The 26,134-nt window shown below is 43.0% G+C and carries 26 protein-coding genes; 11 read left to right on the plus strand and 15 right to left on the minus strand.

Going from position 1 to position 26,134, the window contains the following annotated elements:
- Positions 1 to 142 precede the first annotated feature (142 nt).
- From PNC201_RS22345 to PNC201_RS22355, 3 genes are read right to left on the minus strand one after another with little or no spacing between them, the layout of a single operon-like run.
- Positions 143 to 1,471 (minus strand): sigma-54-dependent transcriptional regulator, encoded by a 1,329-nt coding sequence (locus PNC201_RS22345; RefSeq protein ID WP_102058495.1) that lies wholly within the window; start codon positions 1,469 to 1,471, stop codon positions 143 to 145.
- Complete coding sequence (locus PNC201_RS22350; protein WP_010604276.1) at positions 1,468 to 2,004, minus strand: hypothetical protein; 537 nt, start codon at positions 2,002 to 2,004, stop codon at positions 1,468 to 1,470. The genes PNC201_RS22345 and PNC201_RS22350 overlap by 4 nt, the downstream gene beginning before the upstream one ends.
- Positions 2,001 to 3,371, minus strand: coding sequence for a sensor histidine kinase (locus PNC201_RS22355; protein ID WP_010604275.1), 1,371 nt, complete (start codon positions 3,369 to 3,371; stop codon positions 2,001 to 2,003). The genes PNC201_RS22350 and PNC201_RS22355 overlap by 4 nt, the downstream gene beginning before the upstream one ends.
- Before the next feature lie 373 nt (positions 3,372 to 3,744).
- Between PNC201_RS22355 and PNC201_RS22360 the strand changes: the two genes are divergently transcribed.
- The 6 genes from PNC201_RS22360 to PNC201_RS22385 all read left to right on the plus strand — a co-directional run bounded on the left by PNC201_RS22360 (position 3,745) and on the right by PNC201_RS22385 (position 5,355).
- Positions 3,745 to 3,966, plus strand: coding sequence for an EF-hand domain-containing protein (locus PNC201_RS22360; protein WP_010369619.1), 222 nt, complete (start codon positions 3,745 to 3,747; stop codon positions 3,964 to 3,966).
- A gap of 43 nt (positions 3,967 to 4,009) precedes the next feature.
- Positions 4,010 to 4,231, plus strand: coding sequence for a calmodulin (locus PNC201_RS22365; protein WP_010604274.1), 222 nt, complete (start codon positions 4,010 to 4,012; stop codon positions 4,229 to 4,231).
- A 65-nt stretch (positions 4,232 to 4,296) separates the two neighbouring features.
- A complete protein-coding gene (locus tag PNC201_RS22370) occupies positions 4,297 to 4,518 on the plus strand; it encodes a calmodulin (protein WP_102058496.1) in 222 nt (73 codons plus the stop codon).
- Between the two features lie 57 nt (positions 4,519 to 4,575).
- The gene (locus tag PNC201_RS22375; RefSeq protein WP_102058497.1) at positions 4,576 to 4,797 is read left to right on the plus strand and encodes an EF-hand domain-containing protein; all 222 of its coding nucleotides are present in this window, start codon (positions 4,576 to 4,578) and stop codon (positions 4,795 to 4,797) included.
- Positions 4,798 to 4,854: 57 nt separating this feature from the next.
- Positions 4,855 to 5,076: an EF-hand domain-containing protein gene (locus tag PNC201_RS22380; RefSeq protein ID WP_010604271.1), complete on the plus strand. Its 222-nt coding sequence runs from the start codon at positions 4,855 to 4,857 to the stop codon at positions 5,074 to 5,076.
- 57 nt (positions 5,077 to 5,133) lie between these two features.
- A complete protein-coding gene (locus PNC201_RS22385) occupies positions 5,134 to 5,355 on the plus strand; it encodes an EF-hand domain-containing protein (protein WP_017217565.1) in 222 nt (73 codons plus the stop codon).
- A 1,077-nt stretch (positions 5,356 to 6,432) separates the two neighbouring features.
- Here PNC201_RS22385 and PNC201_RS22390 read toward each other — a convergent pair.
- From PNC201_RS22390 to PNC201_RS22405, 4 genes are all read right to left on the minus strand, one after another.
- The gene (locus PNC201_RS22390; protein WP_010379331.1) at positions 6,433 to 6,879 is read right to left on the minus strand and encodes an Hsp20 family protein; all 447 of its coding nucleotides are present in this window, start codon (positions 6,877 to 6,879) and stop codon (positions 6,433 to 6,435) included.
- Positions 6,880 to 7,135: 256 nt separating this feature from the next.
- Positions 7,136 to 7,348, minus strand: coding sequence for a tautomerase family protein (locus PNC201_RS22395; protein WP_095728319.1), 213 nt, complete (start codon positions 7,346 to 7,348; stop codon positions 7,136 to 7,138).
- Between the two features lie 10 nt (positions 7,349 to 7,358).
- Positions 7,359 to 7,727 carry a nuclear transport factor 2 family protein gene (locus tag PNC201_RS22400; RefSeq protein ID WP_010604269.1) on the minus strand — a complete coding sequence of 123 codons (369 nt, stop codon included), beginning with the start codon at positions 7,725 to 7,727 and terminating at the stop codon, positions 7,359 to 7,361.
- Positions 7,728 to 7,734: 7 nt separating this feature from the next.
- Positions 7,735 to 8,349, minus strand: coding sequence for a glutathione S-transferase family protein (locus PNC201_RS22405; protein WP_102058498.1), 615 nt, complete (start codon positions 8,347 to 8,349; stop codon positions 7,735 to 7,737).
- Between the two features lie 124 nt (positions 8,350 to 8,473).
- On the opposite strand from PNC201_RS22405, the gene PNC201_RS22410 reads away from it, so the two are divergent.
- From PNC201_RS22410 to PNC201_RS22415, 3 genes are all read left to right on the plus strand, one after another.
- The gene (locus PNC201_RS22410) at positions 8,474 to 9,355 is read left to right on the plus strand and encodes a LysR family transcriptional regulator (protein WP_102058499.1); all 882 of its coding nucleotides are present in this window, start codon (positions 8,474 to 8,476) and stop codon (positions 9,353 to 9,355) included.
- A gap of 78 nt (positions 9,356 to 9,433) precedes the next feature.
- Positions 9,434 to 9,592, plus strand: a complete 159-nt coding sequence (locus PNC201_RS23430) for a hypothetical protein (protein WP_019647622.1) — start codon at positions 9,434 to 9,436, stop codon at positions 9,590 to 9,592.
- Between the two features lie 55 nt (positions 9,593 to 9,647).
- Positions 9,648 to 9,899 (plus strand): TIGR03643 family protein, encoded by a 252-nt coding sequence (locus PNC201_RS22415; RefSeq protein ID WP_010604266.1) that lies wholly within the window; start codon positions 9,648 to 9,650, stop codon positions 9,897 to 9,899.
- A gap of 35 nt (positions 9,900 to 9,934) precedes the next feature.
- Here the strand turns inward: PNC201_RS22415 and PNC201_RS22420 are convergent, their stop codons facing one another.
- From PNC201_RS22420 to PNC201_RS22430, 3 genes are all read right to left on the minus strand, one after another.
- Positions 9,935 to 10,480, minus strand: coding sequence for a GNAT family N-acetyltransferase (locus tag PNC201_RS22420; RefSeq protein ID WP_102058628.1), 546 nt, complete (start codon positions 10,478 to 10,480; stop codon positions 9,935 to 9,937).
- Positions 10,481 to 10,541: 61 nt separating this feature from the next.
- Positions 10,542 to 12,596, minus strand: coding sequence for a S9 family peptidase (locus tag PNC201_RS22425; RefSeq protein WP_102058500.1), 2,055 nt, complete (start codon positions 12,594 to 12,596; stop codon positions 10,542 to 10,544).
- A gap of 134 nt (positions 12,597 to 12,730) precedes the next feature.
- Entirely contained in the window at positions 12,731 to 13,036 is a 306-nt protein-coding gene (locus PNC201_RS22430) for a hypothetical protein (RefSeq protein ID WP_010604263.1), read from the minus strand.
- Positions 13,037 to 13,132: 96 nt separating this feature from the next.
- Here PNC201_RS22430 and PNC201_RS22435 point away from each other — a divergent pair, with 96 nt between their 5' ends.
- Complete coding sequence (locus PNC201_RS22435; protein ID WP_102058501.1) at positions 13,133 to 14,038, plus strand: LysR family transcriptional regulator; 906 nt, start codon at positions 13,133 to 13,135, stop codon at positions 14,036 to 14,038.
- Here PNC201_RS22435 and PNC201_RS22440 read toward each other — a convergent pair.
- Complete coding sequence (locus PNC201_RS22440; protein ID WP_102058502.1) at positions 14,021 to 16,621, minus strand: TonB-dependent receptor; 2,601 nt, start codon at positions 16,619 to 16,621, stop codon at positions 14,021 to 14,023. The genes PNC201_RS22435 and PNC201_RS22440 overlap by 18 nt on opposite strands.
- Positions 16,622 to 16,720: 99 nt before the next feature.
- Here PNC201_RS22440 and PNC201_RS22445 point away from each other — a divergent pair, with 99 nt between their 5' ends.
- Positions 16,721 to 18,826, plus strand: coding sequence for a winged helix-turn-helix domain-containing protein (locus PNC201_RS22445; protein ID WP_102058503.1), 2,106 nt, complete (start codon positions 16,721 to 16,723; stop codon positions 18,824 to 18,826).
- A gap of 35 nt (positions 18,827 to 18,861) precedes the next feature.
- Here the strand turns inward: PNC201_RS22445 and PNC201_RS22450 are convergent, their stop codons facing one another.
- From PNC201_RS22450 to PNC201_RS22465, 4 genes are all read right to left on the minus strand, one after another.
- Positions 18,862 to 20,190: a TonB family protein gene (locus PNC201_RS22450; protein ID WP_102058504.1), complete on the minus strand. Its 1,329-nt coding sequence runs from the start codon at positions 20,188 to 20,190 to the stop codon at positions 18,862 to 18,864.
- A 258-nt stretch (positions 20,191 to 20,448) separates the two neighbouring features.
- Positions 20,449 to 23,025, minus strand: coding sequence for a TonB-dependent receptor (locus PNC201_RS22455; RefSeq protein WP_102058505.1), 2,577 nt, complete (start codon positions 23,023 to 23,025; stop codon positions 20,449 to 20,451).
- 435 nt (positions 23,026 to 23,460) lie between these two features.
- Positions 23,461 to 24,687, minus strand: coding sequence for a threonine/serine ThrE exporter family protein (locus PNC201_RS22460; protein ID WP_017217546.1), 1,227 nt, complete (start codon positions 24,685 to 24,687; stop codon positions 23,461 to 23,463).
- 339 nt (positions 24,688 to 25,026) lie between these two features.
- Positions 25,027 to 26,037 (minus strand): LacI family DNA-binding transcriptional regulator, encoded by a 1,011-nt coding sequence (locus PNC201_RS22465; protein WP_010379361.1) that lies wholly within the window; start codon positions 26,035 to 26,037, stop codon positions 25,027 to 25,029.
- Positions 26,038 to 26,134: the final 97 nt, after the last annotated feature.

Below are 26,134 nucleotides of genomic sequence, written 5' to 3' on the forward strand. Positions count from 1 at the left end.
TAGGAGGAGCGCATATTCTCAGGGCAAAATCTGAGCCACGGGTGTGGCTCGTTCAAATCCGTATTATAAACACTTTGCAGTTGTAAATTTGACCAATCAACGCGCTTCAGAAATTAAAACTAATTTTACCCCTCTAATAGGTTTAGCATTGGATCTCATGTTTTTTAAGTAATTTGTAAAAATCAGAGCGATTACGTTGCGCAAGTTTTGCAGCTTCCGATACATTCCCTTCGCAAAGCGCCAGTACTTTTTGGATGTAGTCATACTCAAATTGGCGTTTTGCTTCATTTAATCCCGTAAACGCATTCTGCTCTTTATCCTTAGGCAGGGCTTTTTGTACGATATCTTCAGTGATCATTTTACCCGGAGTAATAGCAACACAGTGCTCTACGATATTATGGAGCTGACGGATGTTACCCGGCCAATGATAATTCAACAAATGCGTAATACTTTGTTGGTTAAATTGCTTTTCGCCATCGCTAAGTGCACTTAGGAAGCGTGATGCAAGTAGTGGAATATCTTCCAATCGCTCTCTTAGACTTGGTATTTCAACAGATACCACGTTTAAGCGATAGTATAAATCTTCACGAAATTGCTTTTCCGCAACGGCGCTTTGAATGTTCTTGTGGCTTGCAGAGACAAAACGAACATTGACCTTATGCTCGGTTTGGCCGCCCACAGGACGAACGGTTCGTTCTTGTAAAACACGCAGTAGCTTAACTTGCAAATCAAGCGGCATATCACCAATTTCGTCGAGGAATAGGGTGCCACCATCTGCTGCTTGTACTAAGCCTTCTTTGTCGCTCACCGCGCCGGTAAACGCGCCTTTTTTATGGCCGAATAGTTCAGACTCCAACAGGTGAGCGGGCATTGCGCCACAGTTAATTGCAATAAATGGGCCTTGCGCTTGGTTACTGGCCAAATGGATTGCTTTTGCTGTCACTTCTTTACCGGTACCGCTCTCGCCTTGGATAAGAATGTTTGCGTTGCTGCTGGCAAGCGCCTGAATTTGCTGTACCAATTGACGCATTGCGGCACTTTGGAATAACAATCCATGGAAGTTATTTGGATCTGAGGTTTGTGCGGTTCTTACTTTTCCTGCAAGCGCCTCATTGATGACATCGAGCATTTGCTGAGAGTCAATGGGTTTGGTTAAAAAGCTCACAAAGCCTTGCTGCATGGCGTCAACAGCGTCAGGAATCGAGCCGTGAGCGGTCATCATGACAACGGGCATGCCGGTATAATACTTCTTTATTTGCTCATTAAGTTCAAAGCCATTCATGTGCGCCATTTTCAAGTCGGTGATGACCAAGTCGATAGGCATTTGCTTGAGGATATTTAACGCTTGCGTACCGCGATGAGCTACTTCAACGTCGTAGCCGTGGCTTTCTAAACGCATCGCCAGTAGCTCGGTTAAAGATGTATCGTCATCCACTAAAAGTAACTTTGCGCCCTGTTGTGTTTGACTCATAGTGAATCCTCCTCAAGTGATGGGTTTTCAGAAAGATCGGTTTCTAAACGTTGTTTTTCTATGTCGGCAAGCTTTTGTTTCAGCTCGGCAAGCTGCTTTTGGGTTTGTAACAATTGCTCTTGGTGCTGTTGCGCCTTATTGTCAGAGTAATAATTACTGATTTTTTGCTCACGAAGGCTTTGGGTATGCCAAGCTAACGACTCAAACCAAATGTTGTAATCTTCTGGCCAGTAATCTTGTAGTTTTACTTCTTCAATGGCTTTAAGTTGCTTGGTTGTTGAGTCTGTACCGCAATAGGTGTGAATAAAGCCTTGTAAGTGCAGCGCACCTTTATAGTAATCGTTAAATGTCACGTTATGTTTTTTAGCGCACTGGCTGACTAAGGCTTTGATCACCTCAGCTAAAGGCACAAACTTAGCGCTGGTTTCTGTTTTTACAGGACCAATAAACTGCTTTGTCTGCTCGACCTTTTGCTCTGTTGTGGCACAACCACTGAGCAAAAATAGCGTGATACTTAATGCGATGTATTTCATTTTGGATCCCTTTTTGGAAAGGCGACTTGAATACTGGCGCCAGATTCTACTGATAGCCATTTCACATCGCCTTTTAATTGCTTCACACATTCAGAGACAATGGCTAAACCTAAGCCACTACCATTATTATTTTTATTTTTCTCACCACGAACAAACGGTTGGAATAATGAATCGGCCTCATTGACGTCGATGCCATCACCATCGTCACGGACTATCAGCAATACATCACCATTTCGCTCTTCAATTGAAATAGTGACATTGCTTTTAGCATGATCGATGGCATTGCTCACTAACTGAGTTAACACTAATTTGCACGGAAGATAAGGCACTTTTAGCTCATCATGATTTTGCCAGTTCACTATCACATCAGTCTTTCCTAGCTTATCGCTAAGATGCTTAGAGACTTCCTCTTGGATAAGATTCATTTCGGCGTCGTGATGTAGGCTATCGGGGTGACTGGCTGCACTATAGCTGAGCAAATCATCGATCAATGAGCCAAGCTTTGCAACAGAGTTTTCCATAATGATGAGAATACGTTGTTGTTTTGGATTAACATCTCCTAGCAATCCACTATTTAATAAGCTGCTTCCTTCGTTTAGCGATGCTAAAGGGGTTTTAAGCTCATGAGTAACATGGCGCAAGAAGGTTTCTTTTTGTTGTTGAATACGCTTAAGTTCGAGCCTTAACCAATTTAGCCTGTCACCCAATTGCTGCAATTCATGACTGCCAGAGAGTTCAACCGACTTATCAAAATTACCTTTACCTACCTCAGATACCGCAGATTCTACCTGATTAAGTTGCTGACAAATCCGGTTGATCAAAAAGATGCTGATCACGATAAGGGTGGGTAGCAAGATAACGAGACCAAACATAAACCATGTTTGCAGCTGCACGAAATGGGATTCTTGATCTGATAAGCGCTTATTAAGTGTTTGTTGAAAGCTTTCCTCGAATTGATTAAGCACCTTAACCAATTGTTGGAACTCTTCAGCTTTTGAAGTGGCATTGATTTCATCTGGCGCGAATTGTCGCCATTTAGCAACAAACAGCGAGTCGGGTAGATTTATTTTTAATAATTGAATGCGTTTTTTGGTATTTTGCCACTTCTGCTCGATGCTTTCTTGCAGTGTTTCACTTTGCAGCAGCTGATTATTTTGCAGTGCTTTTTCAAGCGCACTGATATCTGCTTTCACAAAATTGTATTCAAGAATAAGTTTTTGATTTTTATTATAAATATCCTGTGTTTTTTGTTGGTTTTTGGACAGTGCCTGGGCGTACCACAAAGTCAATGTGAGTATTGGAAGCACACCAATAAACATGGCAATAAGTGCCTGTTTTTGTAATGACTGAGAAAAAATTTTTTTCACGATGCTAAATCCTTAAAAAGGGTGCACAAATTTCAATCAAATGGTGTTGCGAGATTTGCAAAATTTTCTACCCAAAAATTTACCTGTTGCAAAGCTGCGACAATCTAACTTTAAGAAAAATAAAGACTTTTTATTTTTCGCTTTTTTAACTGTTGCCATTTAGCAACAGCCAGCCTTAATCCAACCTTAATCTTTTTAAGTGATTTAACTTAACTCATTGATAAATGGTATTTTTTCAATGTTGGCATCAAAGTTGGAATAGTTATCTCGAAAGCGAAAAACGAAACGCAAAAACAAATGCAAAATCAGTTTTAGCTTTAACAGCAAAATGTTTAACACAGAATTTAGTTTTTAATCTTACGAGGAAAGCACGATGAAAAATTTAGCAATCGCAGTATCAGCAGCAGTAATGACTTTGGCATCAGTAGGTGCACACGCAAACACGGATTTCGACAAATTAGACATGAATGGTGACGGTTACATCTCTATTGAAGAAGCAAAAGCAGATGAAGGCCTGCTTGCTCAATTCAACGAGCTAGACGCTGACCAAGACGGTCAACTAAGCCAAGCAGAATTTGATAACTACGAAGGTTAATTCGCCCAGTTATCACATCACTTTAATCGTTTAGGAGAAGATCATGAAAAATTTACTAGCAGCACTTTCAATTACAGGTATGACATTAGTTTCAGCATCGGCAATGGCGATGGATGACTTCGAAAAGTACGACACAGATGGCAGCGGCACGATCAGCATGAGTGAGGCGCAGGTTAACCCTAAGTTAGCTGAGCAATTCAAGACACTTGATGTTGACGGTAATGGCGAGCTAAGCGAGTCAGAGTACGAGCACTTTGAAGGCTAATTTGAAAGTTTGGTATCGGTGAGTCTTCGGACTCTCCGCCAAGACTAAATTTTAAGGAGAATATGATGAAAAATCTACTAGTAGCAGTTTCCCTAGCGGGTCTATCAATGGCCTCAGTTAATGCGATAGCTGGTGACGACTTTGCCAAATACGATGCCGATGGTAGTGGCACAATCAGCATGAGCGAAGCGAAAGTAAATCCCAATCTTGTTGAGCAATTTACTCAGCTAGACGGTAACGCTGACGGCGAGTTAAGTGAATCAGAATTCGCAAATTTTGAAGGCTAATCAATAGCCCTCCAATTTTATAAAACGAACAGTATTTAAATTTTTGAGGAATAAATGATGAAAAACATACTAATTGCACTTTCAATCACAGGTTTATCTTTTGCTTCTGTTAATGCAATGGCGGGTGAAGACTTCGCAGCGCTAGATACAGATCAAAGCGGCACAATCAGCATGAGTGAAGCACAAGCGCATACAGCACTTGCAGAGCAATTTAAAGCGCTAGACGCTGATGCAAATGGCGAGCTAAGCGAAACAGAATTCGCAAACTTTAAAGGCTAAACAGTAGCCCTCCAATTTTATAAAACGAACAGTATTTAAATTTTTGAGGAATAAATGATGAAAAACGTACTAATTGCACTTTCAATCACAGGTTTATCTTTCGCTTCTGTTAATGCAATGGCGGGTGAAGACTTCGCAGCGCTAGATACAGATCAAAGCGGCACAATCAGCATGAGTGAAGCACAAGCGCATACTGCACTTGCAGAGCAATTTAAAGAACTAGACGTTGATGCAAACGGCGAGCTAAGCGAAACAGAATTCGCAAACTTTAAAGGCTAAACAGTAGCCCTCCAATTTTATAAAACGAACAGTATTTAAATTTTTGAGGAATAAATGATGAAAAACGTACTAATTGCACTTTCAATCACAGGTTTATCTTTCGCTTCTGTTAATGCAATGGCGGGTGAAGACTTCGCTGCGCTAGATACAGATCAAAGCGGCACAATCAGCATGAGTGAAGCACAAGCGCATACTGCACTTGCAGAGCAATTTAAAGCGCTAGACGTTGATGCAAACGGCGAGCTAAGCGAAACAGAATTTGCAAACTTTAAAGGCTAATTAGAGCTGGAGAAGCAGATTTACCTGCGCAAGGGAGTGACAGAGGAAAAGGAACTGATGTCAGGGAGCAGGGAATAGAGTTCAAAGATTATGATTATTGTTGAGTTATTTGGCATCATTACTGATTTGTTCAACTAAGCGCCTTTTTTCGGGCAAGTTTAAACAAACTGGTATAAAGGAATACTTACAGCGAGGCATCGCTATCAGAATCTTTGAGCTCCAAATTGAGAGTTTGGATGTCATTAGGGAAGTAAAGTGAAGGATCATAGTCGGTAAGAGTAAGGCGGTTATTCGCACCGCACCCAAAGCTTGGCTTAATAGCCAAGCTTTTTTTGTTTTTTGTTTTTTGTTTTTCGTTATTTTTTTATGCTCAGCGAGCCGCAAACGCCCATTAAGACGGCGAGTATTAATATAGAGTGAAACTTGATTGAATAGATAAACATTAAGTCACGCTTAGATATTCTTTTTCCCCTAATCGAAAGTCTGATAAACCTGCTTTAGCCATGTAAAAGTTAGCTTCTAGCTTTATTTAACGTTACAGTCGATCTAAACAACGACTCCAATTCAGTTGTACTAGCATCATAAGCGTAACTTTATTACGCAAAGAAGAGTAACATTGGCTAGACGAGGAAGCGGTTTAAGAACTGCAATAAAGGTTGTTAAAGCAATCGACTGAGCTAGTAATCAAGCTGCTCGTGAAGCTCAACGTAGAGAGAAAGCTAGGCGACACTCCTCTTCCGGTTGCTGTCAGTATAAATGGTGCTCTACATAAAAATCACACCTCAATCTACCCAGCAAGTCGCTTTTACTTATCGAAACTCCATGCCAATTAAAGTGCTACCTTTAAAAATCTAGCACTGCGAAGTAGGAGATGCTTTACGCAGCGATCTTTGTGTTTTTATGTTTGATGGTTAGTCCTAAGTCGCCAATTAGGTGGTATAGATATATACGCTGCTAACTCAAAACGTATTCAGCGCTATAAAATGGGTAAACTAGCAACTCAAAACAAAAAAGTCGCCCGAGGGCGACTTGGAAACGTGACATCATGTAAAAACAGGGAGAAGAGACCTCAATCGATTATTTATTTTCGATGAGATTGCCTTTGCCAATTTCAATCTTTCTCGGCTTGAGTGCTTCTGGAATTTCGCGCTCAAGGTCGATGACTAACAGGCCGTTTTCAAGTCCTGCGCCAATCACTTTGACGTGATCGCCAAGTTGAAATTTACGCTCAAAGTTACGCTCTGCGATACCTTGATGGATAAATTTACGCTCAGCTTTGTCTTCTTTGTTTTGCTTTTCGCCTTTCACTGTCAGGGTATTGTTTTCTGACTCAAGGCTAAGCTCTTGCTCGGTAAACCCGGCAACAGCCATGGTAATTTGGTATTTGTCTTCACCGGTGGCTTCGATGTTATATGGCGGAAAGCTTGGTTGCTTTTCGTTGCGTGATGCTGCATCCATTAACTGTGCTAAATGGTCAAAACCGATGAATGAACGATAAAGTGGAGATAGGTCTACTGTACGCATAATTTGTATCCTCATAAAGCGATAATTAAGCTATTTATTGCTCGTATTAAAGCCAATAAATAGCATATAAAACATTTACTTAGTTTGGGTTGGGACCCTGTCGGCGTCCTCACAATACTATCTATGGACGAGGCAAATATTTTTCAAGAAACTTTTTTAAAAAAGTTTTTATTTACCTGAATTTTATAAGATTCTTTTTCAAGAAAATTGTCTTTGCAGGTAAAGAAGCACCATCTGATGCCTCTTTTTTATTGCGTCATTTAGGACTTAAGTTTTGCTGTCTCAACATAGAGACTTGATCAAACCCTATTCCCCAGTCGTCAGTTTCAACTTCTTCTATAACGACAAAAGTAACATGTGGCGCTTTATCAAGGACATCCACCATAAGCTGAGTTGCACCTTTTATTAAGGCTTGCTTCTGAGCAGGTGTAACGCCTTCCTTCGTGATTTTAATATTGATGATTGGCATTGGTTATCTCCTACAGATCATCATACATTTTGTTGACGATACGCCATTGTCCATCTTCTTTAAGTAAACCAATAAAGTCGATATAGTGATGTTCAAACAGTGGGCAATACAGCTTGACCATTGCTTGATGGTTTACAACATCCACCGACAAAATACGGTAATTAAAAGCAGCGCTTTGGCTTTCGGGCGTTTGTCGAGATGAAACCAAATCTAGCCACTGTGATTTGGTGCGCCTCATTCCAGGAGCTTTGAGCACCGCGTCAACGTGGAAAACTGCATCCAACTTTTTAATATCTCCTTGGTGTAGCCCTTCAAAATATTGTTGAATAACCGCAGTTACTTTGTCTAAATCCTGTAGTTTGAAAATAGGCTTAGTCATATTAAGCTCATGCGTCTGTACTGTGTGCTTGTTCAGCTGCTATCGAGGCGATAAAGCTGGGCCTTGCCTCAACTGCAGCTAACATTTTGCTGACTTTTTCTGGAATGATAATGTCGACTGGAAAATAGGTGCCCCAACGCGCATATACAGCCAGCATGATATCCGCAGTGGAAACCTGATCGCCGCCTAAAAATGATTGCTGCGCTAACTTTTTCTCGACTAACACCCATAATTCGTTGATGGCAACCGCTGCCGCTTCTAAAAATGGCTGGCGTGCATGCTCATCAGCGATTGCGCCTGTGGCAAAAAACAGACGATTGTAAGCCGGGTGCATAGTAGCATTGGCAAACAGAATGTTTTCTATCGCTTGTTGCTTTTGAAGAACATCAGCTTGAGGAAGAAGGTTATTTTCGTGTTTATTGAGTAGATAAAGTAGGATTGCAGCGCCTTCTACTAAGCAGTTTTCGCCATCGTTAAGAACCGGGATTTTACCTGTTGGGTTAATGGCTAAAAAGTTATCAACACCGCGTTTGTCAACCAGTTCGAAGGGTTGTTTTAATTCTCTTAATATGACTTGCGTTGCTAGCGCACAAGCACCTGGTAAGTAATATAACGTATACATAATGGTTTTCCTCATTTGCTTCTTGGCTAAAAGACAAGCTCAGTGTATAAACTAGATGTTGTTTGATATATAGCTACAATGAGAACCAAGAGTTCACATAGTGGAAACAATAATCAAGGAAAGTATGAATAAGCTACGAGCGATAGAAATGTTTGTAAAACTGGCTGAGGTACGCAGTTTTACTCGTGTTGCAGAGCAATATAATACATCCAAATCCATGATCAGTAAGGAGATCAGCCGACTAGAAGCTGAGCTTGGTGCGCGGCTTATACATCGCACCACGCGCAATTTGCAGCTCACGCATGTGGGAGAAGGCTATTTACAACGTGCTAAGGATATTCTCAATAAGTTAGAGGATGCAGACACCTTCATACAAGAGTCGCAGCAAGCACCAAAAGGTAAGCTAAAGGTGAATGTGCCAATGGTGCTTGGGATCACTGACTTGGCAGCAATGTTCGCCGATTTTATGCAAGCGTATCCCGATGTCGACCTTGAAATACATTTAGGAGATGAGGATATCGACTTAGTAGAACAGGGATTCGATTTAGGTTTTCGGGCTTCCAGTCGCCCGTTTGACTCAAGTTATATAGGAAAAGAAATTACTCAATTTAGTTATCATGTATGCGCCTCACCACAATATTTAGCGAGTCACCCTGCAATCGAATCAGCACAAGATTTAATTCATCATAATTGTTTTGAATACAGCTATTCAAAACGCAAGAACTTATGGCCATTAGACGAAGGTGTGCGAATAAAAGGCTCCCTTAAAGTGAACAATGTCCTTTTTATGTTGCAGGCAATTAAAAGCCATTTGGGAATAGGGGTTTTACCTGAATTTGCCTGTAGAGAAGCACTTGAAAAGGGTGAGATAGTCAGTATTTTGCAGCACGCTGACAAGCCAACGCTAGCCTTATATGCACTGTATCCCGCACGCCAATTTGTGCCAGCCGCGGTACTTCAATGTATCGAGTTTTTACAGGCTTGGTTTAAGCGTGACGGGCACTGATTGTTAAGCAAATAAGGTGGTTTACATTTCTTCATTACTTTGCCACATTAACTACTGGTTTAGATGATGGAACAATCAATGAAATGTGATAAACAAAATGCCAATCGAAAAATAGGTCTGGGGCTGGCTATCGGCGCAGGAATTGGCACAGCCGTGGGCGTTGCATCTGGGCAAATCATGTACACCTTACCTATCGGCATTGCGATGGGAATATTGATTGGACGTAAGTATTTTTAATCTAATGAGCTACTCGCTACGTATCTTTGCTTTTAATTAGGGGAAGGTTAAGCAAGTGCAATTTAGTGACTCAGAAATTTCCAGGATCATTGAAATGGCGTGGGAGGATAGGACGCCATTTGAAGCTATTGAGCGACAGTTTGAGCTTAGTGAACCTGAAGTGATAAAATTGATGCGTTGTAGCCTAAAACCCAGCAGTTTTAGGCTATGGCGGCAACGAGTAAATGGCCGTAACACTAAGCATATTAAACTTAGAAGCAAAGCGGTCAATCGCGGATATTGCAAAACCCAATACAAACAAAGGTAACGCGTTATCTAAACCTTTGGGTATTAGTCTTTGCTTTATTGAAGGTCGCTTGCAAGTAAGCCGAATAGTGCAGAGTCTGAGACTTCACCAGCAATTTCCCAGCGAGCACGTAAGTGACCTTCTTTAGTAAATCCAAGTTTTGTTAGCACTTTGGCTGAGCCGATATTAGCGGGATCAATTTCAGCTTCAATACGCCTCAACTGTAGTGTTGAAAAAGCATAGTTAATGAGTGCAGAGCCCGCTTCTTGAATGACACCTTGCCCCCAGTGAGATTTGGCAATACCAAAGCCAATTTCGGCGCGACGTGACTCTTTATCCCAGCTAAAAAGTAAACATTTACCAATTAATGTTTCATCACTTTTCGAAACAATGGCCAGTGTGATCGCTTGTTGCGTAGTCAAATCTTCATGTGATTGCTTGATAAATTGCGTTGCATCGTCAAGGCATTCCCAAGGTGGCGTGTTCCAATAGCGCATGACGTCTGCGTCTGAGAATATGGCAAATAGCGCTTCGGCGTCTTGTGAGGTTAGGGATCTAAGTGTGAATCGCTCGGTGTCGAGTTGGATTGTAGTTAATAGCAATATCTTTTTCCCTGATAAAAAAGGGCGCCAATTAGCGCCCTTAAACATTAAGCTGGCTTACTTATTTATTCGCGCCTTTAACGGCTTTTAGCTTCGCCGCGTGGTCAATTTCATAATCTGGCATGTCTTTTTTGCCTTCGACTAGGTAGTTGTCCATCCAGCGCATCAAGCGCAAGCTGTAATCGTATTGAGCCGCAGCTTTGCGGTTACCGTGGCCTTCGCCTGGATAGTAAACTAGACGTACGTCTTTACCTTGCACTTTCATATAGCGATATAGCTCCATAGACTGTGCTGGGTGTACTCGCGGGTCATCTTTACCATGCATAATGAGTAATGGCGTCTTTGATTGACCAGCCCAGTAAATCGGACTGCGCTCTAGGTACCACTGCCACTTATCCCAAGGGTAAGAGCGAGCGTGCACTAAGTACATTTCGTTTGAGATATCGGTAGTACCAAACTTAGATAGTTGGTTCGTTACCCCAACAAACATCACGCTTGCTGCAAAGTGTTCGGTTAGTTTTGTAGCACCCCAAGCTGAGGCATAACCGCCGTAAGAGCCACCAGTAATACCAACACGCTTAGTGTCTACTAAACCGGTATTGACTAGGTATTCTTTCATATCTACTAAGTCGTCAAACTCTTTACCTGCGTAGTCACCTTGGCCAAGTTTTGAGTAATCAACGCCTTTACCTGTCGAACCACGGTAGTTTGGATAGAATACCGCATAGCCGCGTGCTGCGCCCATTTGACCCGGATCTGAATAGCTCGTGAGCCAGCCATTCTTATCGTGGCTTTCAGGGCCACCGTGCACCGACATGATCAGTGGATAACGTGTACCTTCTTGGTAATCAAGTGGATAAATTAATACGCCACCAATTTCAACGCCATCGCGGGCTTTGAAGTTAATAGCCTCTTGTTTTGCAAACCGTTTGTTGTCTAACCACGGGTTTGAGTTTGATAGACGAGTTGCCTTGCTTGAGCGGATCACAAACACTTCATTTGGGTGCTTAGCGGTATTTGCACGTAGGGCAATGGTTTTGTCTGAGTCAGAGATAGATAGATTCGATGCGATAAACTTACCTTCTTTGATAAGTTTCTTGTATTTGTTTGAGCCAACTTTAATTTGGCCAACAAAACTCTCAGCGCCGACGTTTGCGACAAAAGTCAGCTGGTTTTTGCGGTTTGACCACTCAAAATCACCGATGTGACCCATAAAGTTTGGGATCCACTCTTCTACTTTGCCGCTTTGTGCATCAGCAAGGTATAAACGACCAGTTGCCGGGTCATGCTTGTCTTCAGCGCCTAAAATCGCGATGTATTTACCATCGTGAGAAAACTCTGCGGTACCAAGCTTACCTTCTGTTTTGAACGAAGTGGTAATTTGTTGTGTTTTTGCATCAAGTACATGCCATTGTGATTTCATGTACTTGTCATCAATAAGCGCTGTTGGCTGGGTTTTTACCAGTAATTTAGAGGCATCGTCAGCCCAGTTTATTTCACTAACATAACCTTCGATGTTTAGTGCCGCTGGGGTCAATGGTTTTTCTGACGCTGCAAGATCAATGATATGAAGCTGTTTGTTTTTTAAACCCAGTTCATACACTTCAGCCATAAAACCAAGCTTTTTCAGCTCTTTTTCTGACTTATCGGCAGCTGGCATTGCAAGGATTGCAACCTGTTTGCCATCAGGGCTTAGACTATAGGCCGAGATCCCAGTTCCTTTTAGTGAAAGCACTTTCTGTGCTTCCCCACCGTTTACCGCGATGCGATAAAGGGCGCGTTGCTTGTCTTCTTTTTTCTTGGTTAGGAAATAAATGAACTGACCGTCGGCCGACCAAGAGATGCTTGAGATGCTCACTTTACCGGTGATAAATGGGCGCTCTACACCTTCGTCGTCAACCACATAAAGTTCACTGTAATTAGAACCATTTTGGTCAACGTAAAGCTCGCGCGGTACCGAGCGAGTAAAAGCAACGAGTTCGCCGTCAGGACTCACCGACGTTGAGCTTACCGATTGGATCTTTGGGATGTCTTCAATAGTGATAGTATCGCTTGCGAGGCTTGCAGCACTGGTGAAGCCCATTGCTAAAGCCAAAGCAGACTTAAGTAGTTTCATTATTTATCCTAAATTTTCATTCACTTGTTGTAACTTCAAGATGAAGTTTTTAGGCATTCTACTTGTCACCAGAATAAAAACCAATGTTTGCGATTAATTGTCGGTTAAGTCTGATAAAGCAAAACCGTTATCTTTTATAGGCCAAAATTCAGCGCGCCTGAATAATCAGCCTGAAACGGCATTAGATGATTAAGTGCATACGAAATGTTGCCTTTGTCATCCATGATGTAGATAGAAGCACCACAGTGTTTGCAAAAACCATGCTCCTGGATGGTTTGAGCTTTCGAATGCGGCACCACAAATCGTTCGAGAGATTTACAAGGATTTTCGATCAGACCGTGAGCCTGAATAAACTGCACACCAGTGCATATTTCGTTGGCTGTTGTCGTGGTGAAAATACGATAGTGGATCTGGCCGCAGTGGCACGACGTGGTGATCATGTTGATGTCCTTTGTTTTCTTTTGAGTTAAGTTTACTTTTTATTTTTAGTTAATATATATTCATTTGGTGTAAAGACTTTTTCCTAAGAGGAAATAATGAGAAAGGAATACGATAAACTTCACTTACTTAAAATATTATGTTGTGTCGCTGAGCAACACTCCTTCAGTCGAGCTGCAGAGCAGCTCGGTACCACGACTTCAGCGGTGAGTAAATCGATAGCGCAGCTAGAGTCGTCTTATGGACAAGTACTTTTAAATAGAACAACCCGTAAACTCGCCTTGTCTGATGCCGGTAAGTTGGTTTATGAAAAAGGGAAAAAGATCCTTCGCGCGCTACGCGATTTGGAAGAGGAAGTTGAACAAGTTGGTGTGCATCAATCCGGGCATCTAAAAATAACCTTTCCAAATACGATAGGGCGTATGCTACTGAGCCAAATTTGTATCGATTTTCAAAAGCGCTATCCGCAAATAAAGTTAGAGCTGATGTTTACCGCAGCAAATCAGGATTTAATCGAAGATGAGATTGATGTGGCGTTTAGGCTCTCAGCTGCGCTCAAAGACAGTCAATTTTATGTCTTGAAATTAATCAATATAAACTCAACTTTTGTTGCCACGCCCAGCTATTTAGCGGCTCACGGGAAGCCTGAGCAATTAGATGAACTGAGTAGGCACAATATGTTGTTATCTAAACTTAACCATGTTGAAGATAGTTGGCATGACGGAACTCGAAGTTATGCTTTGCAAGGTAATTTGATAGCGAACAGTCGCTTTCACATTCGAGAGGCGGTGTTGGCAGGGTTGGGGATTGCCATGCTACCGTCTTATTTCTGCCAACGGGATATTGATTCGGGCGCTTTGGTTGAGCTGTTTCCCGAGCAAAATAGGCCCCAAGTTACTTTGCATGCCATATATAAAGTGAAACGAGAGCACTCTGCAAAGCTAGATTTATTCTTAGGGTTTGTACAGGCGCAATTATCATGCAAATCAGAATTGGTACCTTAGCCCCGCGTAGTAGCGCCGACCATTCACATATACCCCTGTTGGTGCGTACTCATTGCGATCATAGGTATAGATTTGTTCGTCGGTTAAATTAATAAACTCAAATTGTGCATCAAGGTTATCACTTAATTTCACCGTGAGGCTGCCGTCTAACTGACCGTAGTTATCCATCATGGTCTCGCCTACACCGGTGGCAAACTGGGTTCGATAATTATAGCTAAGCCGTGCGCTAAATTGGTGGTTCTCGTAGTAAGCGGTGAGGTTAGCGCTGTGTTTTGAGGTGCCTGGCACTTTGTTCTGTAAGCCAACGTCAGCGTTGTCACGTTCTCCATCAACATAGGTGTAATTGGCGATTAACCCAAATCCGTACGCAAGTGTCTGCTGGTAGCTTAGTTCAACGCCACGGATACTGCCGCCAGCGCCATTACTGGGCCTATCGATAGACATCAAAATACCTTCATGACGCTCAAGCTTTCGCTCAAACTCAATAAAAGACTCCACATCTTTGTTAAATAAGGCGATTGAGGCGAGTCCTGCATCGTCAAAGTACCACTCAAGGCTGGCATCAAACTGCGCCGCTCTATATGGATCTAGGCTGGCGTTACCACCTTGTCCTTGAGCTTGGGTCACGTTGTAATTGGTTGAGGGCATAAGGTGGTGAAATTGCGCTCGTGACATGACGCGCGCAACGGAAAAACGGCCAACCAGACTTTCGCTTAAATCAAACTTGATATTGGCGCTGGGTAGAATATCGATGTAATCCCGAGATTCTTCATGCCAAACATAGCTGTCGGGTGCTTCGATGGGGGAGGCGACACGTTTAAATGCGGCAGAGTCTTGAAAGGTTTTGACCACCCGTACCCCAATGTTGGCTGCATAGGATTCACCAGCGAGTTGCATTTGACCGTAAGCGGCGGCGGTTTTTTCTGTAATATGAAATCGACTGGCTTTTTCTATCTCTTGTTCAAAATTGAGCGTATCGAAGTCTTTGGCGAGCAGTGTAATATCGGCATAACTGTAGTTTTTTAAGGTGTTTGCACTACCTACGCCGCGCAAATAATCATCCACAAAAGTGCCCGGATAGGCGGCCAGTGTAGTGCCAAGCTCGCCGGCTAGACCATCAAGCCCTCCATCTTTTGAGCGATAGCGCAAAAAGTCCCGTTGATGGTCCTTGAGTTTAATGCCAAACTTAATCGCGTCGACCTGTTTAAAGTCGATATCGTACGCAAAATCGGCTTGCGCGAAGTATGATTTATCTTTGCCATCTTGGCTGTCATTTCGAGCTTCGGTGATAAACCAACTCGCCGCATCTAACGGAGAAGCCCCATAACTTGCGATGATGTTTTTTCGCATTGACGTATCAACATGAAAACGGGTGTTAGCAGAAAACTGTGACGTGACGTCTTCTTTGGTGCCACCTGAGCCGTGGCTTAGACCCACTTGAAACTGGCTTGACCAATAAATGCCATCATAGACCAAGTCTAGATGAGCACTTTTAGTGCTGATCAGCGAGTCTCGCCAAATGGCTTCCATGCTGGTATTGAACGGCGCAGCTGTGGGTAAATAGTGGGCGCTCACCAAAGTACCATCTTGTACATGTAAATCGGTTACCCCGCCGCCTAGGTCAATAGACTTTGCACTTTGCCAGAGAAAGTTTTGATTGTTGTTGTCTGCGTTTAGATGAGAATAAAGTAAGTGGCTATTTAACCTAAGCCGTGGGGAAAGCTGGAATGCGGCATTGACTGTATAAGCTTGCAACTCTCTTTGCTGCTGAAAAATCGCGGAACCCCCACCTCCTGGAAACCATAACGTCTGGCTTTTGTCTTGTGGGGTCTGCTGGGTGGCATACCAAGTATCATCATCACCTTGGTATAATGTTCTATCGTGCCACCCCCACGATTCTAGGCCGTCGCGTCTGAGGCTGCGATCTCGTCGTGTTGCGGTAAAAAGCACAGCATAGTCGCCACTTTCGCTATGGTAGTTATAAATTGCAGATAATTGTGGGTCGAGTTTATCGCTCAAGTCACTGTATTGGAACTGGGCTGTAATAACGCCATAGCCTGAAGGCGTAAGCAGAGGGTCGCGGGTTTTTATATTGATTGCACCACCTAATGAACCTTCATCCTGCATAGCTTGTGGTGTTTTGAATACCTCGAGGCTAGAGACGATTTCACTGGGTAATAAGGTAAAATTAAAGCCTCGGCTTGGCTGACTTGAGATCCACCAATCAGCGGAGGCGAGATATTGACCATTCAAATAAGTTCTATTTTGCTCAGGGGTTGTGCCTCGCACGCCGATCCGCTCACCTTCACCTTGTGCTCGAGAGAGTGAGATACCGGTGATCCGTTGTAGCGCCTCTGCGACGTTTTTATCTGGAAACTTACCTATGTCTTCAGCACTGATCGTATCTGAAACTTGTTGATTGTGACGTTTATTACTGAGAGACTTGACAACGCTGTCATGGAAGGCACGGATTTCGATGCGTTCTATGGTATTTTCAGCTGTCTGATTTTGCTCAACGGCATAACTTGCAGCTGTGATAAAGAATGCGCTACAAGAAACTGTTCGGATGAGAAATTCTGACATTGTGCTCAACTTATAATACGAGTAAGTTACCTTTAGTTGATACTCATAATACGCTTTTATTACGAGCCTAACCATAGTTTTACAAATTTTTAGTAGTTGATGGTTGAAAACCTAGAAAAACGTTTTTTAATCAATGAGATACTTGTCGACCTGAGCAATTTATCTGTGTGTGTTGACGGTTCTTGGAGAAGCATCGAAGCGAAGCATGCGGCATTATTGCGTCTATTGATTGCTAACAAGGGAGAGGTTGTTACCAGAGATGCCATCTTAGATATCGTATGGCCCGGTACTATCGTCAGTGATAATTCTGTTAGTCAACTGGTGGTACAACTACGTAAGCTGCTTGGTGATAGTTCAAACGAGCCAAAAATAATTAAAACGGTACCGCGCCTAGGTTATCAATGTATTGCACAAATCAAAAAAGCCCCGACGCTACTTGAGCAAGTAGAGGAGCTGTCTCGTGGGCGTGGTGCGCAATTTGCGCTGCTCGGGTTTTTTATGGGTCTTGTGGTATCTTTGCTTGGCGTTTTTATTACCAAGCAGTGGCAAAGTGACTTGCAACAGCAGCCCGTCACAGCAACTCGGATCACGTCCTCACCGGGTGCTGAAGTCTTTGTGCGCTTTTCTCCAAATGGTAACTATTTAGCCTACAGTTATTTAGCTGAGGGAGCCGATCAATTTGATTTGGCGGTCTATGATCTTGAGACTAAAACAACCCATACGATAAAAAGCAGCGGTTATAGTGAAGAGTCAGCAAGTTGGTCTTTAGATGGTAACTGGCTGATTTATTCGCGCTCGGATCCGGTTTCCTGTGAAGTACGGGCGTTACACGTTAAAGGTCCAATAGAAATGTGGCGACTAGCGCGCGATAGCGTGCTTGGCAGCTGTAATAGTGCACAAGACTCAGCGCCTTGGCTAGAATATCGAGCGGGCCATTTTATCACTAAGTCTTGGGATAAAGCTGGGACCTATTTGCAGTCTGTAGCGGTCACTTTTGCGGATAATCAACCTAAAGTGCTCAACACCACGGCGTTGCCTATTCGCGATGTAACACATTATCAAGTTAACCAACAAACGCTGTTGTATCAGGTAAAAGAGCAGGGCGTTTATCGGCTTAATCTGGGGCAACTTGGGGACCTTGAAAGCCAAACCACCACACTCTCCAAGCAGTCTTTTTCGGCATTGAGTCATGGTTATGAGGACGATACGGTTATTATCGCCAAACAAAACTTGAGTGTACTTAAAGGTCGTGAGCAACAGTTATTATACTCCGGATTTGGTGCGATATCTGAGATTGATGTCAATGCGAACTTGCGTGCTTCGGCGCACACTGAGGGCGTGGCTGAAATTAACTTTTATCAGCTTGCTGTAGACGTACAAAGCGAAGCACAGCAAAAGCAGTTGACGTCGCCCGCTCGAATGGACCTACTTGCCGCATTGTCTGATGATGGCGCACATTTTGTGTATGCCTCGGTGACAACCAAAAATAATGATGCGCCACAATTTGAGCTGTGGCATAAACATGCTTTTCGGCCAACGTCGAGTTTGCTTGGTACGATGCCGCTGGGAGAAGTGCCTATTTTGCTATTGCTGTCGCCTAATAACGAATATCTCGCCGTATTATCAAAGTCGCACAAAGTGTATTTAATAAGCTCTTTTACTAAAGAGGTGAAAAAAGTAGTTGATAACTTTGCCGAAATTGCCGACTTGCATTGGTCACAGGATGGTAGAAACCTGTATTATCGAGCGAAGCTCTCGGCGGAAGCAAAATGGCAGGCATGGCAATTTACCGTATCTCAAGGGCGCAGTGAGCAACAGCCTCTGGTAACGCACTCACCTGATTTACCTCTTACTCAAAAGAACCCTAGCTTTGTGGGGTATAAAGAACAAGTTAGGGAATACCTAATTACTGCGCTCACTGAGACATTTGATGTAGAGCAGTTACGTGGGTCTTTATCTCTTTATCAGCCTGCAGTATATCGAGATGGGGTTTACTTTGTACTGAAAAGAGGCCACCAATTGGTGCTTTATCGTTATTTAAGTAGTGAAAACAAGGTCGAAGAAATTCAACCAATTGGGTTGCACCTTTACGCGGGGTTTACCGAGTTACAGGTATTATCAAGCTTTGATGGCAGTCAGGTAGTATTCAATCGGATCAACAACTATGAAAGTGACATAGTATTACTGGAGTACGGTGACCGATGAAGACATCAATGTTACGAAGCCCAGGTTGGGTACAGTTAGTTAGCTAGCTTTTGCTGGAATAAGCGTATTGCTTTACTACTCCAATTGCGCTGTGATGCCGACTTCAATGCTTGTGAGGCAAGCTTCTTGGCCTCTGCCTGATTATCTGTAAGCTTGGCAGATAGTAGCAGCAGTTCAGGGTGTTCGGGATCGATGGTGAGACCATGACGCAGCCAAGCCTTTGCCTGAGTTTTGTCGTTGAGACGAGTTAAATAAGTGTTTGCTAATAGAAGTGTGGAGCGCAAATGGCCGTTGTTCGAAGCTTCGGTAAGTACTTGTAGCGCACGTTGAGTATCTTGCAGCTCTGTGTTTGTAAGTAGTGATCGTGCTAAGCGATATTTTGCGATATCCATGGTTTGTGCTGCGTGTTCAAGCCAAAGTACACTAAGTCGATGCTCTCCCACATTGATAAGTTGAGTTGCTAAACGATATTGTGCCAAGTCCAAGCCATTTTTGGCTGCAGCTAAATATAATTCATTTTCTGGTTCTTCAGCGCGCCAGTGATAGCGCAGCAGCTGATACGCGTTGTAATCTTTCATACTCAACCAGTTAGCAATATAGTATTGTACTTGCGCCACACCACGTTCTGCAGCGTCGATATTCTGCTTTAGCTGTTTTTCGTAGGCCTTCTTTTGAATGGCTAAGGTTTCGCGATATTGCTCGCCTTTATATGTCGCAAAATGGTAAATCAGCGTGTGTGCTTGCTTTGGTCCACTATATCGCCACTTCTCTACAGCATTTAACAGGCTAGCGGTGAATATATGCTTGGGGTAGCTATCTACGACCTCAATATTGGTTGCCTTACCGCTTTGGTCGATATCAAACTCTAACCAAACCCAGCCCTCAACCCCTTGTCGTACGGCCTCATCAGGATAGTCAGGTAATACATCGTGAGTTTTACTCGGCGTAGAAACGATATTGGGTTGTTTGAGCCGAGCAAGTGTTGAATCAAGTAAGTAGGTGTCTGCCAAACGATTTTTTTGAAGTGTTACGAAATCTTTTAGGCCACTTTGGTCGTCGGACTGCTGCAAAACGAGTTGCGCAGTTTGAAAGGCTTCAGCAATACCGAACTCTTTAGCCAATGAAAACCAAGCAAAGGCATTTGCGGCACTTTGTTCGGTTCCTTGACCGTACAAATACATCACCCCAAGATTATACATGGCGTCTGCATTACCTAACTGAGCTAGGCGATTGAATTCAGAAAATGCAAGAGTGAATTCTTCATTCTGATAGGCGAGGGTAGCATCATAAAGATCGGCTTTTGTCTGCCAACTTATACTCAGAAAAAATGAAAAAATAAGCCCAGAAATGAGATTGTTGCGCATTTTATTGATTACTCATCCTCGGACTGCTCTTTGGGGTTGCTGTGGCCATTTTTAATAGGCTATATAACCACAATATAAGGGAAATTTAAATAATAAAAGCTGATAGCAAACGCTACCAGCTTTTTGGAACTCCGGGCAGGGAGTTTACTAAGTCGAACCTGTGTTAGCTTGGAAGCGACTTAATTCGAGTCATGAAACTATTTCTTTACGACTAATAAGACCAGATTTAGCGGTAAAAGTTTCATTCGCTATTCGGTGTTAGAAGTTAAATCTAACCCCCGCGCTAAAACGCCTTCCATCGGCATAGACACCCGTTAGTGCTTGCTCAACTCCCTTTTCCTGATAGCTAAATGTATGTTCATCCGTCAAGTTGATGGCCTCAAGAATAAATGCCACATTCTCATTGTAGTTATAGGTAAGGTTGGCATCTACTTGACCATAATCGTCAATGTATCCTGGCCAGTCGCGACCTGTATCATACCCTGTTCTGAAGTTGTATGAGATACGGGCACTAATGAATTCGTTTTCATAATAAGAACTCAAGTTAACAGTATGCTCAGAGTTGCCTGGGATGGTAATGTCGTTACCTTCATCATCTTTGGCTTCACCATCTACATAGGTATAGTTAGCTGCAACGCCAAAACCTTCGTATAGCTCTTGTTGATAACCCACTTCTAGGCCTTGAATGCGGCCTGCTTTCCCATTAACAGGGCGGCTGATCAGCACTTCTTTACCTTCGTGAGTTTCAAGTGCTGGTTGGCTCTCGATAAACGACTGAATATCTTTGTAGAAAAATACCGCAGAAAAAAGACCTGCATCGCTAAAGTACCACTCGATTCCGGTATCAAACTGCGTCGCTCTATATGGGTCGATGTCAGGATTACCGCCAGTGCCGGTTTGTGTTTCTAGGTTGTATGAGGTTGATGCTGTCATATCGGCGTAATCTGGGCGAGACATAACTCGTGCCGCAGAAAAACGCATTAATAAATCGTCATCTAAGTCAATTGCCAAGTTAATGCTCGGAAGAATGTCGAAGTAGTCCTTTTCTTCCGTTGTCCATACCTCTGCACCGGACTCACCTGCAAACGCGGATGAGGTTTGTTTGGTATTTACAAGCCTTACGCCTAAATTACCGCGTAGACCATCTGCATCCAGATTCGCTTTAATGTAGCCTGCGGTAATTTTTTCATTGATATCGAAAGTACTGGCCTTCAATACTCGGTAATTCCAACCCAGCGCATCACCTTCTTGGCGTATTTTATCTGAATCAGTGATTGCATAGCTGCGCGTTGTGCCTGCTGAGCCTATGCCTGAAAGGTAATCAGAAGGCATGGCTTTAGAGTAATCAGCTAGACTCCAGTTTAAGTCGGTACGATTATCCGTAGTGTGTTTGGTATTAAAACGACTGTGATCACGATATTTAAAGCCTACTTTGATCTGGTTAAAGATAGCGACATCAATTGGGCGTTTAAAATCGGCTTGAAAGTAAGTTTCATCATCTTTCGCATCATTGCTGTCATAGCGTAAAAAGCCTAAATTCCATTTATCACCATCGTTTGGATCGGCAGCATAACTGGTCTTTACGTCTTCCTCTTGTGACGCATCAAAGCTGTGAACATAGTTGCCTTCCCAACCAACGGAGCGATCCGCTTGTGAACCACCCGAACCTTCTGTGTAACCTAAGTGAAATGAAGATTCCCAAAGTTGCCCTTGATGTTCAACTTTTAAGTCGTACGATTTGGTTTTGAGCTCAGAGTTACGTACTTTGGTCTCATCCAGAATGTTATTACCATCTGGTGATAAGCCAAGCGTCCCGCCGACGGCCATCTTTCCAACTACGGGGTGGTCGATAACGGTAATGTCAGTATATTGTGAGCCGCCGTAACCGGGTAACCACAGGAAGTTTTGGTTTTCATTGTCGGCTTCAAGTGTAGAGTCTAACGCATTGAATATAATGTCCATATTTTCATTTGGACGATATTGCAAGGCGAGGTTTATACCCGTGCGCACGCGCTGCTGTGAGAACATTGCTGAGCCGCCACCGCCAGGGCTGTAGACATTGTCGACGACGGTACCGTCTTCAAGTGTGATATCACGATAGGTCCAAGACCACGCTTCAATACCATCACGACGTAAGTTGCGCTCTTGGCGCACGACAGAAATTAAGGCGCCAAAAGATTCATCATCGGTCTTAAAGTTGTACATAGCGGAAAGTTGCGGGTCGGTTTCACCTGACACTTCGCTGTGCTGTGCGATAATTGAACCTGCAATTTTATTTGCTTCTAAATCAAGCGGCTTACGTGTTCTAACAATCACGGTTCCACCAATAGAGCCTTCGTCAATATCGGCTTCTGGTGATTTGTAAACTTCAAGCCCAGAAATGATTTCAGAGGGTAACATTGTGTAGTTAAATCCACGGCTCGCCGCTGAGTTAGTCCACCAGTCCGCTGAGCCAACGGCTTGACCATTTAATAAGGTCCGGTTTTGGCTTTCACCTGTGCCTCGAATGCTAACGCGTTCACCTTCACCAAAACTACGCGTGATTGAAACTCCGGTAATTCGTTGTAGCGATTCGGCAACGTTTTGATCTGGAAATTTGCCAATGTCCTCGGCGGTTACTGCATCAACAATGGCGTCAGAGTATCTTTTTGTATTGAGTGATTGAACAACGCTGCCACGGATCCCTCTGACTTGAATAACTTCAACTTCACCATTTTTAGCTGCTTCTTGATTGTTGTTTTCTTCAGCGAGAGCTAGACCCGGTGCAAAAAGTACCGAGCCGAGCAAAGATTGGCTGATTAATACAGCCAGTTTTTTCTTGTTATTGCGAAACATAAATTCCCCTTGAGTACATATACCAATTAGCCTTAATACTTGCTCAGTTTGAAGGAGTAAATCTGACGCTAACTGCGTTAAAAATTTCTTATTTAGAGCAACTAAATAGCAAAATTTTTGCCTTGTTATCGACAAGGTTTTCTCGCCTCAAAATAGACCACTTAATTAAGATAATTGGTATTACTTGTGATTGACCACGAGAAAGATTAAACACCAGCGGGGTTTGTTAAATCTTGAATTGAAATGAATAGTTATGAATTTAGTGGTTTTTTGCTTTGATTTTTCTTATTTTATTGAAATATATGGTTATAAAATAATTTTTGCTGGATTTTTTGCTGTTTAAGTTAAGTTTACTAGAGTGATTTCGCTTTGTTTTTTGTTAACATTCATAACTACAAAGAACTGGAAAGTCGCCTTTCCAGTTCTTTTTGCGCGTTATAAGCTCTTTTTAGGTGGCAGTACAACGTTTGAGAAGATAAGGCCAGCGATAAGAGACATAAATATTAAAAAGGTTTGTTGGCCAATATGGTCCGCATGAACAAAGCTTTGGCCTTCAATTAAAGAATTAAGTCCAATATAGGTTTTAGAACCAGGGACCAACACAATCAAACCTTGCATTGCAACAATGGACGCAGGGGCATTTACCACACGGTTAAAGATATTACTAAAGACACCCACTGCAAATGCACCTACAAAAGTACCAAGTGCATAATCAAAGTAAACCGCAGAGCTGATACTGGCTGCGTAGGCGATAAAGCCTGATGCGAGTGACCAACTTGCATGGCGTAACTTTGTTCTAAAGATAATAACTAGGCTGCTACAAAGTAATAGCACTGCAAGCCAAGCCGTCCAACGTGGTAATGGTGATGGTTGTATAAAATCAACTTGTCCAAAAAACGCAAACCCTAAACTGATCCCCAAAAATGCACCGAAGTAGAGCTTAAAGAGCAACATAATAGAGTCCATGACTCTAGCGGTGCCTGACACTAGATGACGAGCCGATAATTCCGCAAACCCAAGCGCCAGCGCCAAGCCAGGTATAAACACGATAATGGCCGAAAGTACCACCAAACGGATGTTGACCTGCGGGTCAATGTACACAGACACAGCGCAGGCAGCAACCGCTGATACGATGGCGACCAAAGGCTCGAGCATATGTGTTACGCGTTTGGAAATACTTGCCCAAAGCACGAATATGTAGACCACAAGCGATATTAGCGCCGACCACCAAACGTCATTCCAGCTAGTTCCCATCAGCATCGCAAATGCGCCACTTGAGGTTGCAAATGCAAGACCCGTCATTAACTTATTATAAGGGGGCTTAGCGTGCAAAATGGCTTCAAGGCATTGTTCAGCTTCTTGGATTGAAAGCTCACCAGATAACACGCGTGTTGCGACGTCATCCGTATCTGCCAATGAACCTAAATCATGATCGCCGGGATCAACTCGCGCCACATGGGTATATTCTTCTTCATGACCTTCGGTCCAAATTACAAAAGTGACAGATGTCGGAGACATGACAAAGGAAGACTTTAGCCCTAGGTGAGTGGCTATTTCCATTAAATGTGCTTCGAGTCGATAGGCAGGGGTACCGTATTTGTGAAGCATTTTGCCTAACTTCACAATAAAGCGGCGTTTCTCTGTAAAGGTTGCGTTATTCAACGAAAGAGAACCTTAAATATGTAATGCCAATTCTACTGAATGAAGCGAATTGGCGAAAATGTTAAAAAAGTATGGTGTTTGAAATTAAAAAAATCAAACTGAGCTCATCATGGGTACGCGCTGCTAGTAAGGTACATATCATTGCTTTTACTAGATTTTAGTTATGTTTTTGCACACGAATTTGATATTCGCAACAGACTATTTGCATAGGTAAATTTGGCGGCCAAGATTGCTGCGAATTCTATCCAGATTCTCAGTAATGTCTATAGTTTTGGCCGCAAATATTTGCATTTTTTATAAACAGGTATCAGCGCTACATTTATTGCTAAGCGCTAAGAGTTACGATGATTCTCTGATCTGCAATGACACATCCACTAGGGTTCTAACGGCAGGTTGCGATTTGTTTAAAATTTCGGATAACGTATGGCATGTCCGCTTACCGATGTCGTCGGCATCAATTCTAACGCTCGTTAATGCGGGTTTCATCAGCTGGGAGTCTTGCAAGTCATCAAAACCGACAACTTTGATGTCTTCACCAGGTACCAGTCCATGTTCGCGCATGGCTTCAATTGCACCGTATGCAATGACGTCACTAAAGCAAACGATAGCTTTTATCTCTTTGTGGTCAGCGATGAGGGTGTTAAACGCTTCTCGGCCCCCTTGGCGATTGGTTGGAGCAGCGATCGCAGGTTGCGCTTCATTTAATCCATTGAGCTTTAGAGCGCTTTGGAAACCAGACAGTCGCTCATGGTAATCTGAAATTTCGGGAGTACCACCCAGAAAAGCAATGTCTTTTATGCCTTGCTCAATGAGGTGAGTCGTTGCTAGGTGAGTCCCTTTTTTATTGTCAGGTAGAATACAGGGGGCTTTCGCGAAGGCCACTTCACGCATAATGGTAATAACTGGAAATCCAGAGTCAGCCAATTGGTCCAGCCACTCTCGTGGAGTACTTGGTGCAGGCACCATAACAAAAGCACAAACGTTGTATTCTTTAAGTGTGTTAACCACTTGGCGTTGGCGATTAAAGTCTTCGCCTGTATTTACCAGCATAGGCACCATACCTAATGCGTAAATATGCTTTTCTAATCCGACAGCAAGCTGAGCAGAGTACGGGTTAGTTAAGTCGTTGATAACAACCGCAACAAGATTAGACTTTTTACTACGTAGCGCTGCTGCGTCGCGATTATAAACATACCCCAGCTTTTCGATGGCTTTTAGTACTTTCTCTTTGCTTTTATCGCTGACTTTATCGCTATGCGTTAGGACAAGGGATACTGTTGATTTAGAAACTTGTGCCTCTTCGGCAACATCAAAAATGGTAACCTTAGCGAGTTTTTTATCGTTGTTCATGCTAATTCGTATCAATTATGGCTGGTTAAGTGACTAAGTGTACATCAAGTTTTCATCGCATTAAATCGCAAATCTCTGCACATTTCCCGATAATCGT

The organism is Pseudoalteromonas sp. NC201 (assembly GCF_002850255.1).
Lineage (GTDB): Bacteria > Pseudomonadota > Gammaproteobacteria > Enterobacterales > Alteromonadaceae > Pseudoalteromonas.

Excerpts from the sequence above, each read along its gene's own strand:
- PNC201_RS22345 (WP_102058495.1), bottom strand. The coding sequence starts at position 1,471 with ATGAGTCAAACACAACAGGGCGCAAAGTTACTTTTAGTGGATGACGAT.
- PNC201_RS22350 (WP_010604276.1), bottom strand. The coding sequence starts at position 2,004 with ATGAAATACATCGCATTAAGTATCACGCTATTTTTGCTCAGTGGTTGT.
- PNC201_RS22360 (WP_010369619.1), top strand. The coding sequence starts at position 3,745 with ATGAAAAATTTAGCAATCGCAGTATCAGCAGCAGTAATGACTTTGGCA.
- PNC201_RS22365 (WP_010604274.1), top strand. The coding sequence starts at position 4,010 with ATGAAAAATTTACTAGCAGCACTTTCAATTACAGGTATGACATTAGTT.
- PNC201_RS22370 (WP_102058496.1), top strand. The coding sequence starts at position 4,297 with ATGAAAAATCTACTAGTAGCAGTTTCCCTAGCGGGTCTATCAATGGCC.
- PNC201_RS22375 (WP_102058497.1), top strand. The coding sequence starts at position 4,576 with ATGAAAAACATACTAATTGCACTTTCAATCACAGGTTTATCTTTTGCT.
- PNC201_RS22380 (WP_010604271.1), top strand. The coding sequence starts at position 4,855 with ATGAAAAACGTACTAATTGCACTTTCAATCACAGGTTTATCTTTCGCT.
- PNC201_RS22385 (WP_017217565.1), top strand. The coding sequence starts at position 5,134 with ATGAAAAACGTACTAATTGCACTTTCAATCACAGGTTTATCTTTCGCT.
- PNC201_RS22390 (WP_010379331.1), bottom strand. The coding sequence starts at position 6,879 with ATGCGTACAGTAGACCTATCTCCACTTTATCGTTCATTCATCGGTTTT.
- PNC201_RS22395 (WP_095728319.1), bottom strand. The coding sequence starts at position 7,348 with ATGCCAATCATCAATATTAAAATCACGAAGGAAGGCGTTACACCTGCT.
- PNC201_RS22400 (WP_010604269.1), bottom strand. The coding sequence starts at position 7,727 with ATGACTAAGCCTATTTTCAAACTACAGGATTTAGACAAAGTAACTGCG.
- PNC201_RS22405 (WP_102058498.1), bottom strand. The coding sequence starts at position 8,349 with ATGTATACGTTATATTACTTACCAGGTGCTTGTGCGCTAGCAACGCAA.
- PNC201_RS22410 (WP_102058499.1), top strand. The coding sequence starts at position 8,474 with ATGAATAAGCTACGAGCGATAGAAATGTTTGTAAAACTGGCTGAGGTA.
- PNC201_RS23430 (WP_019647622.1), top strand. The coding sequence starts at position 9,434 with ATGAAATGTGATAAACAAAATGCCAATCGAAAAATAGGTCTGGGGCTG.
- PNC201_RS22425 (WP_102058500.1), bottom strand. The coding sequence starts at position 12,596 with ATGAAACTACTTAAGTCTGCTTTGGCTTTAGCAATGGGCTTCACCAGT.
- PNC201_RS22430 (WP_010604263.1), bottom strand. The coding sequence starts at position 13,036 with ATGATCACCACGTCGTGCCACTGCGGCCAGATCCACTATCGTATTTTC.
- PNC201_RS22435 (WP_102058501.1), top strand. The coding sequence starts at position 13,133 with ATGAGAAAGGAATACGATAAACTTCACTTACTTAAAATATTATGTTGT.
- PNC201_RS22440 (WP_102058502.1), bottom strand. The coding sequence starts at position 16,621 with ATGTCAGAATTTCTCATCCGAACAGTTTCTTGTAGCGCATTCTTTATC.
- PNC201_RS22445 (WP_102058503.1), top strand. The coding sequence starts at position 16,721 with ATGGTTGAAAACCTAGAAAAACGTTTTTTAATCAATGAGATACTTGTC.
- PNC201_RS22450 (WP_102058504.1), bottom strand. The coding sequence starts at position 20,190 with ATGCGCAACAATCTCATTTCTGGGCTTATTTTTTCATTTTTTCTGAGT.
- PNC201_RS22455 (WP_102058505.1), bottom strand. The coding sequence starts at position 23,025 with ATGTTTCGCAATAACAAGAAAAAACTGGCTGTATTAATCAGCCAATCT.
- PNC201_RS22465 (WP_010379361.1), bottom strand. The coding sequence starts at position 26,037 with ATGAACAACGATAAAAAACTCGCTAAGGTTACCATTTTTGATGTTGCC.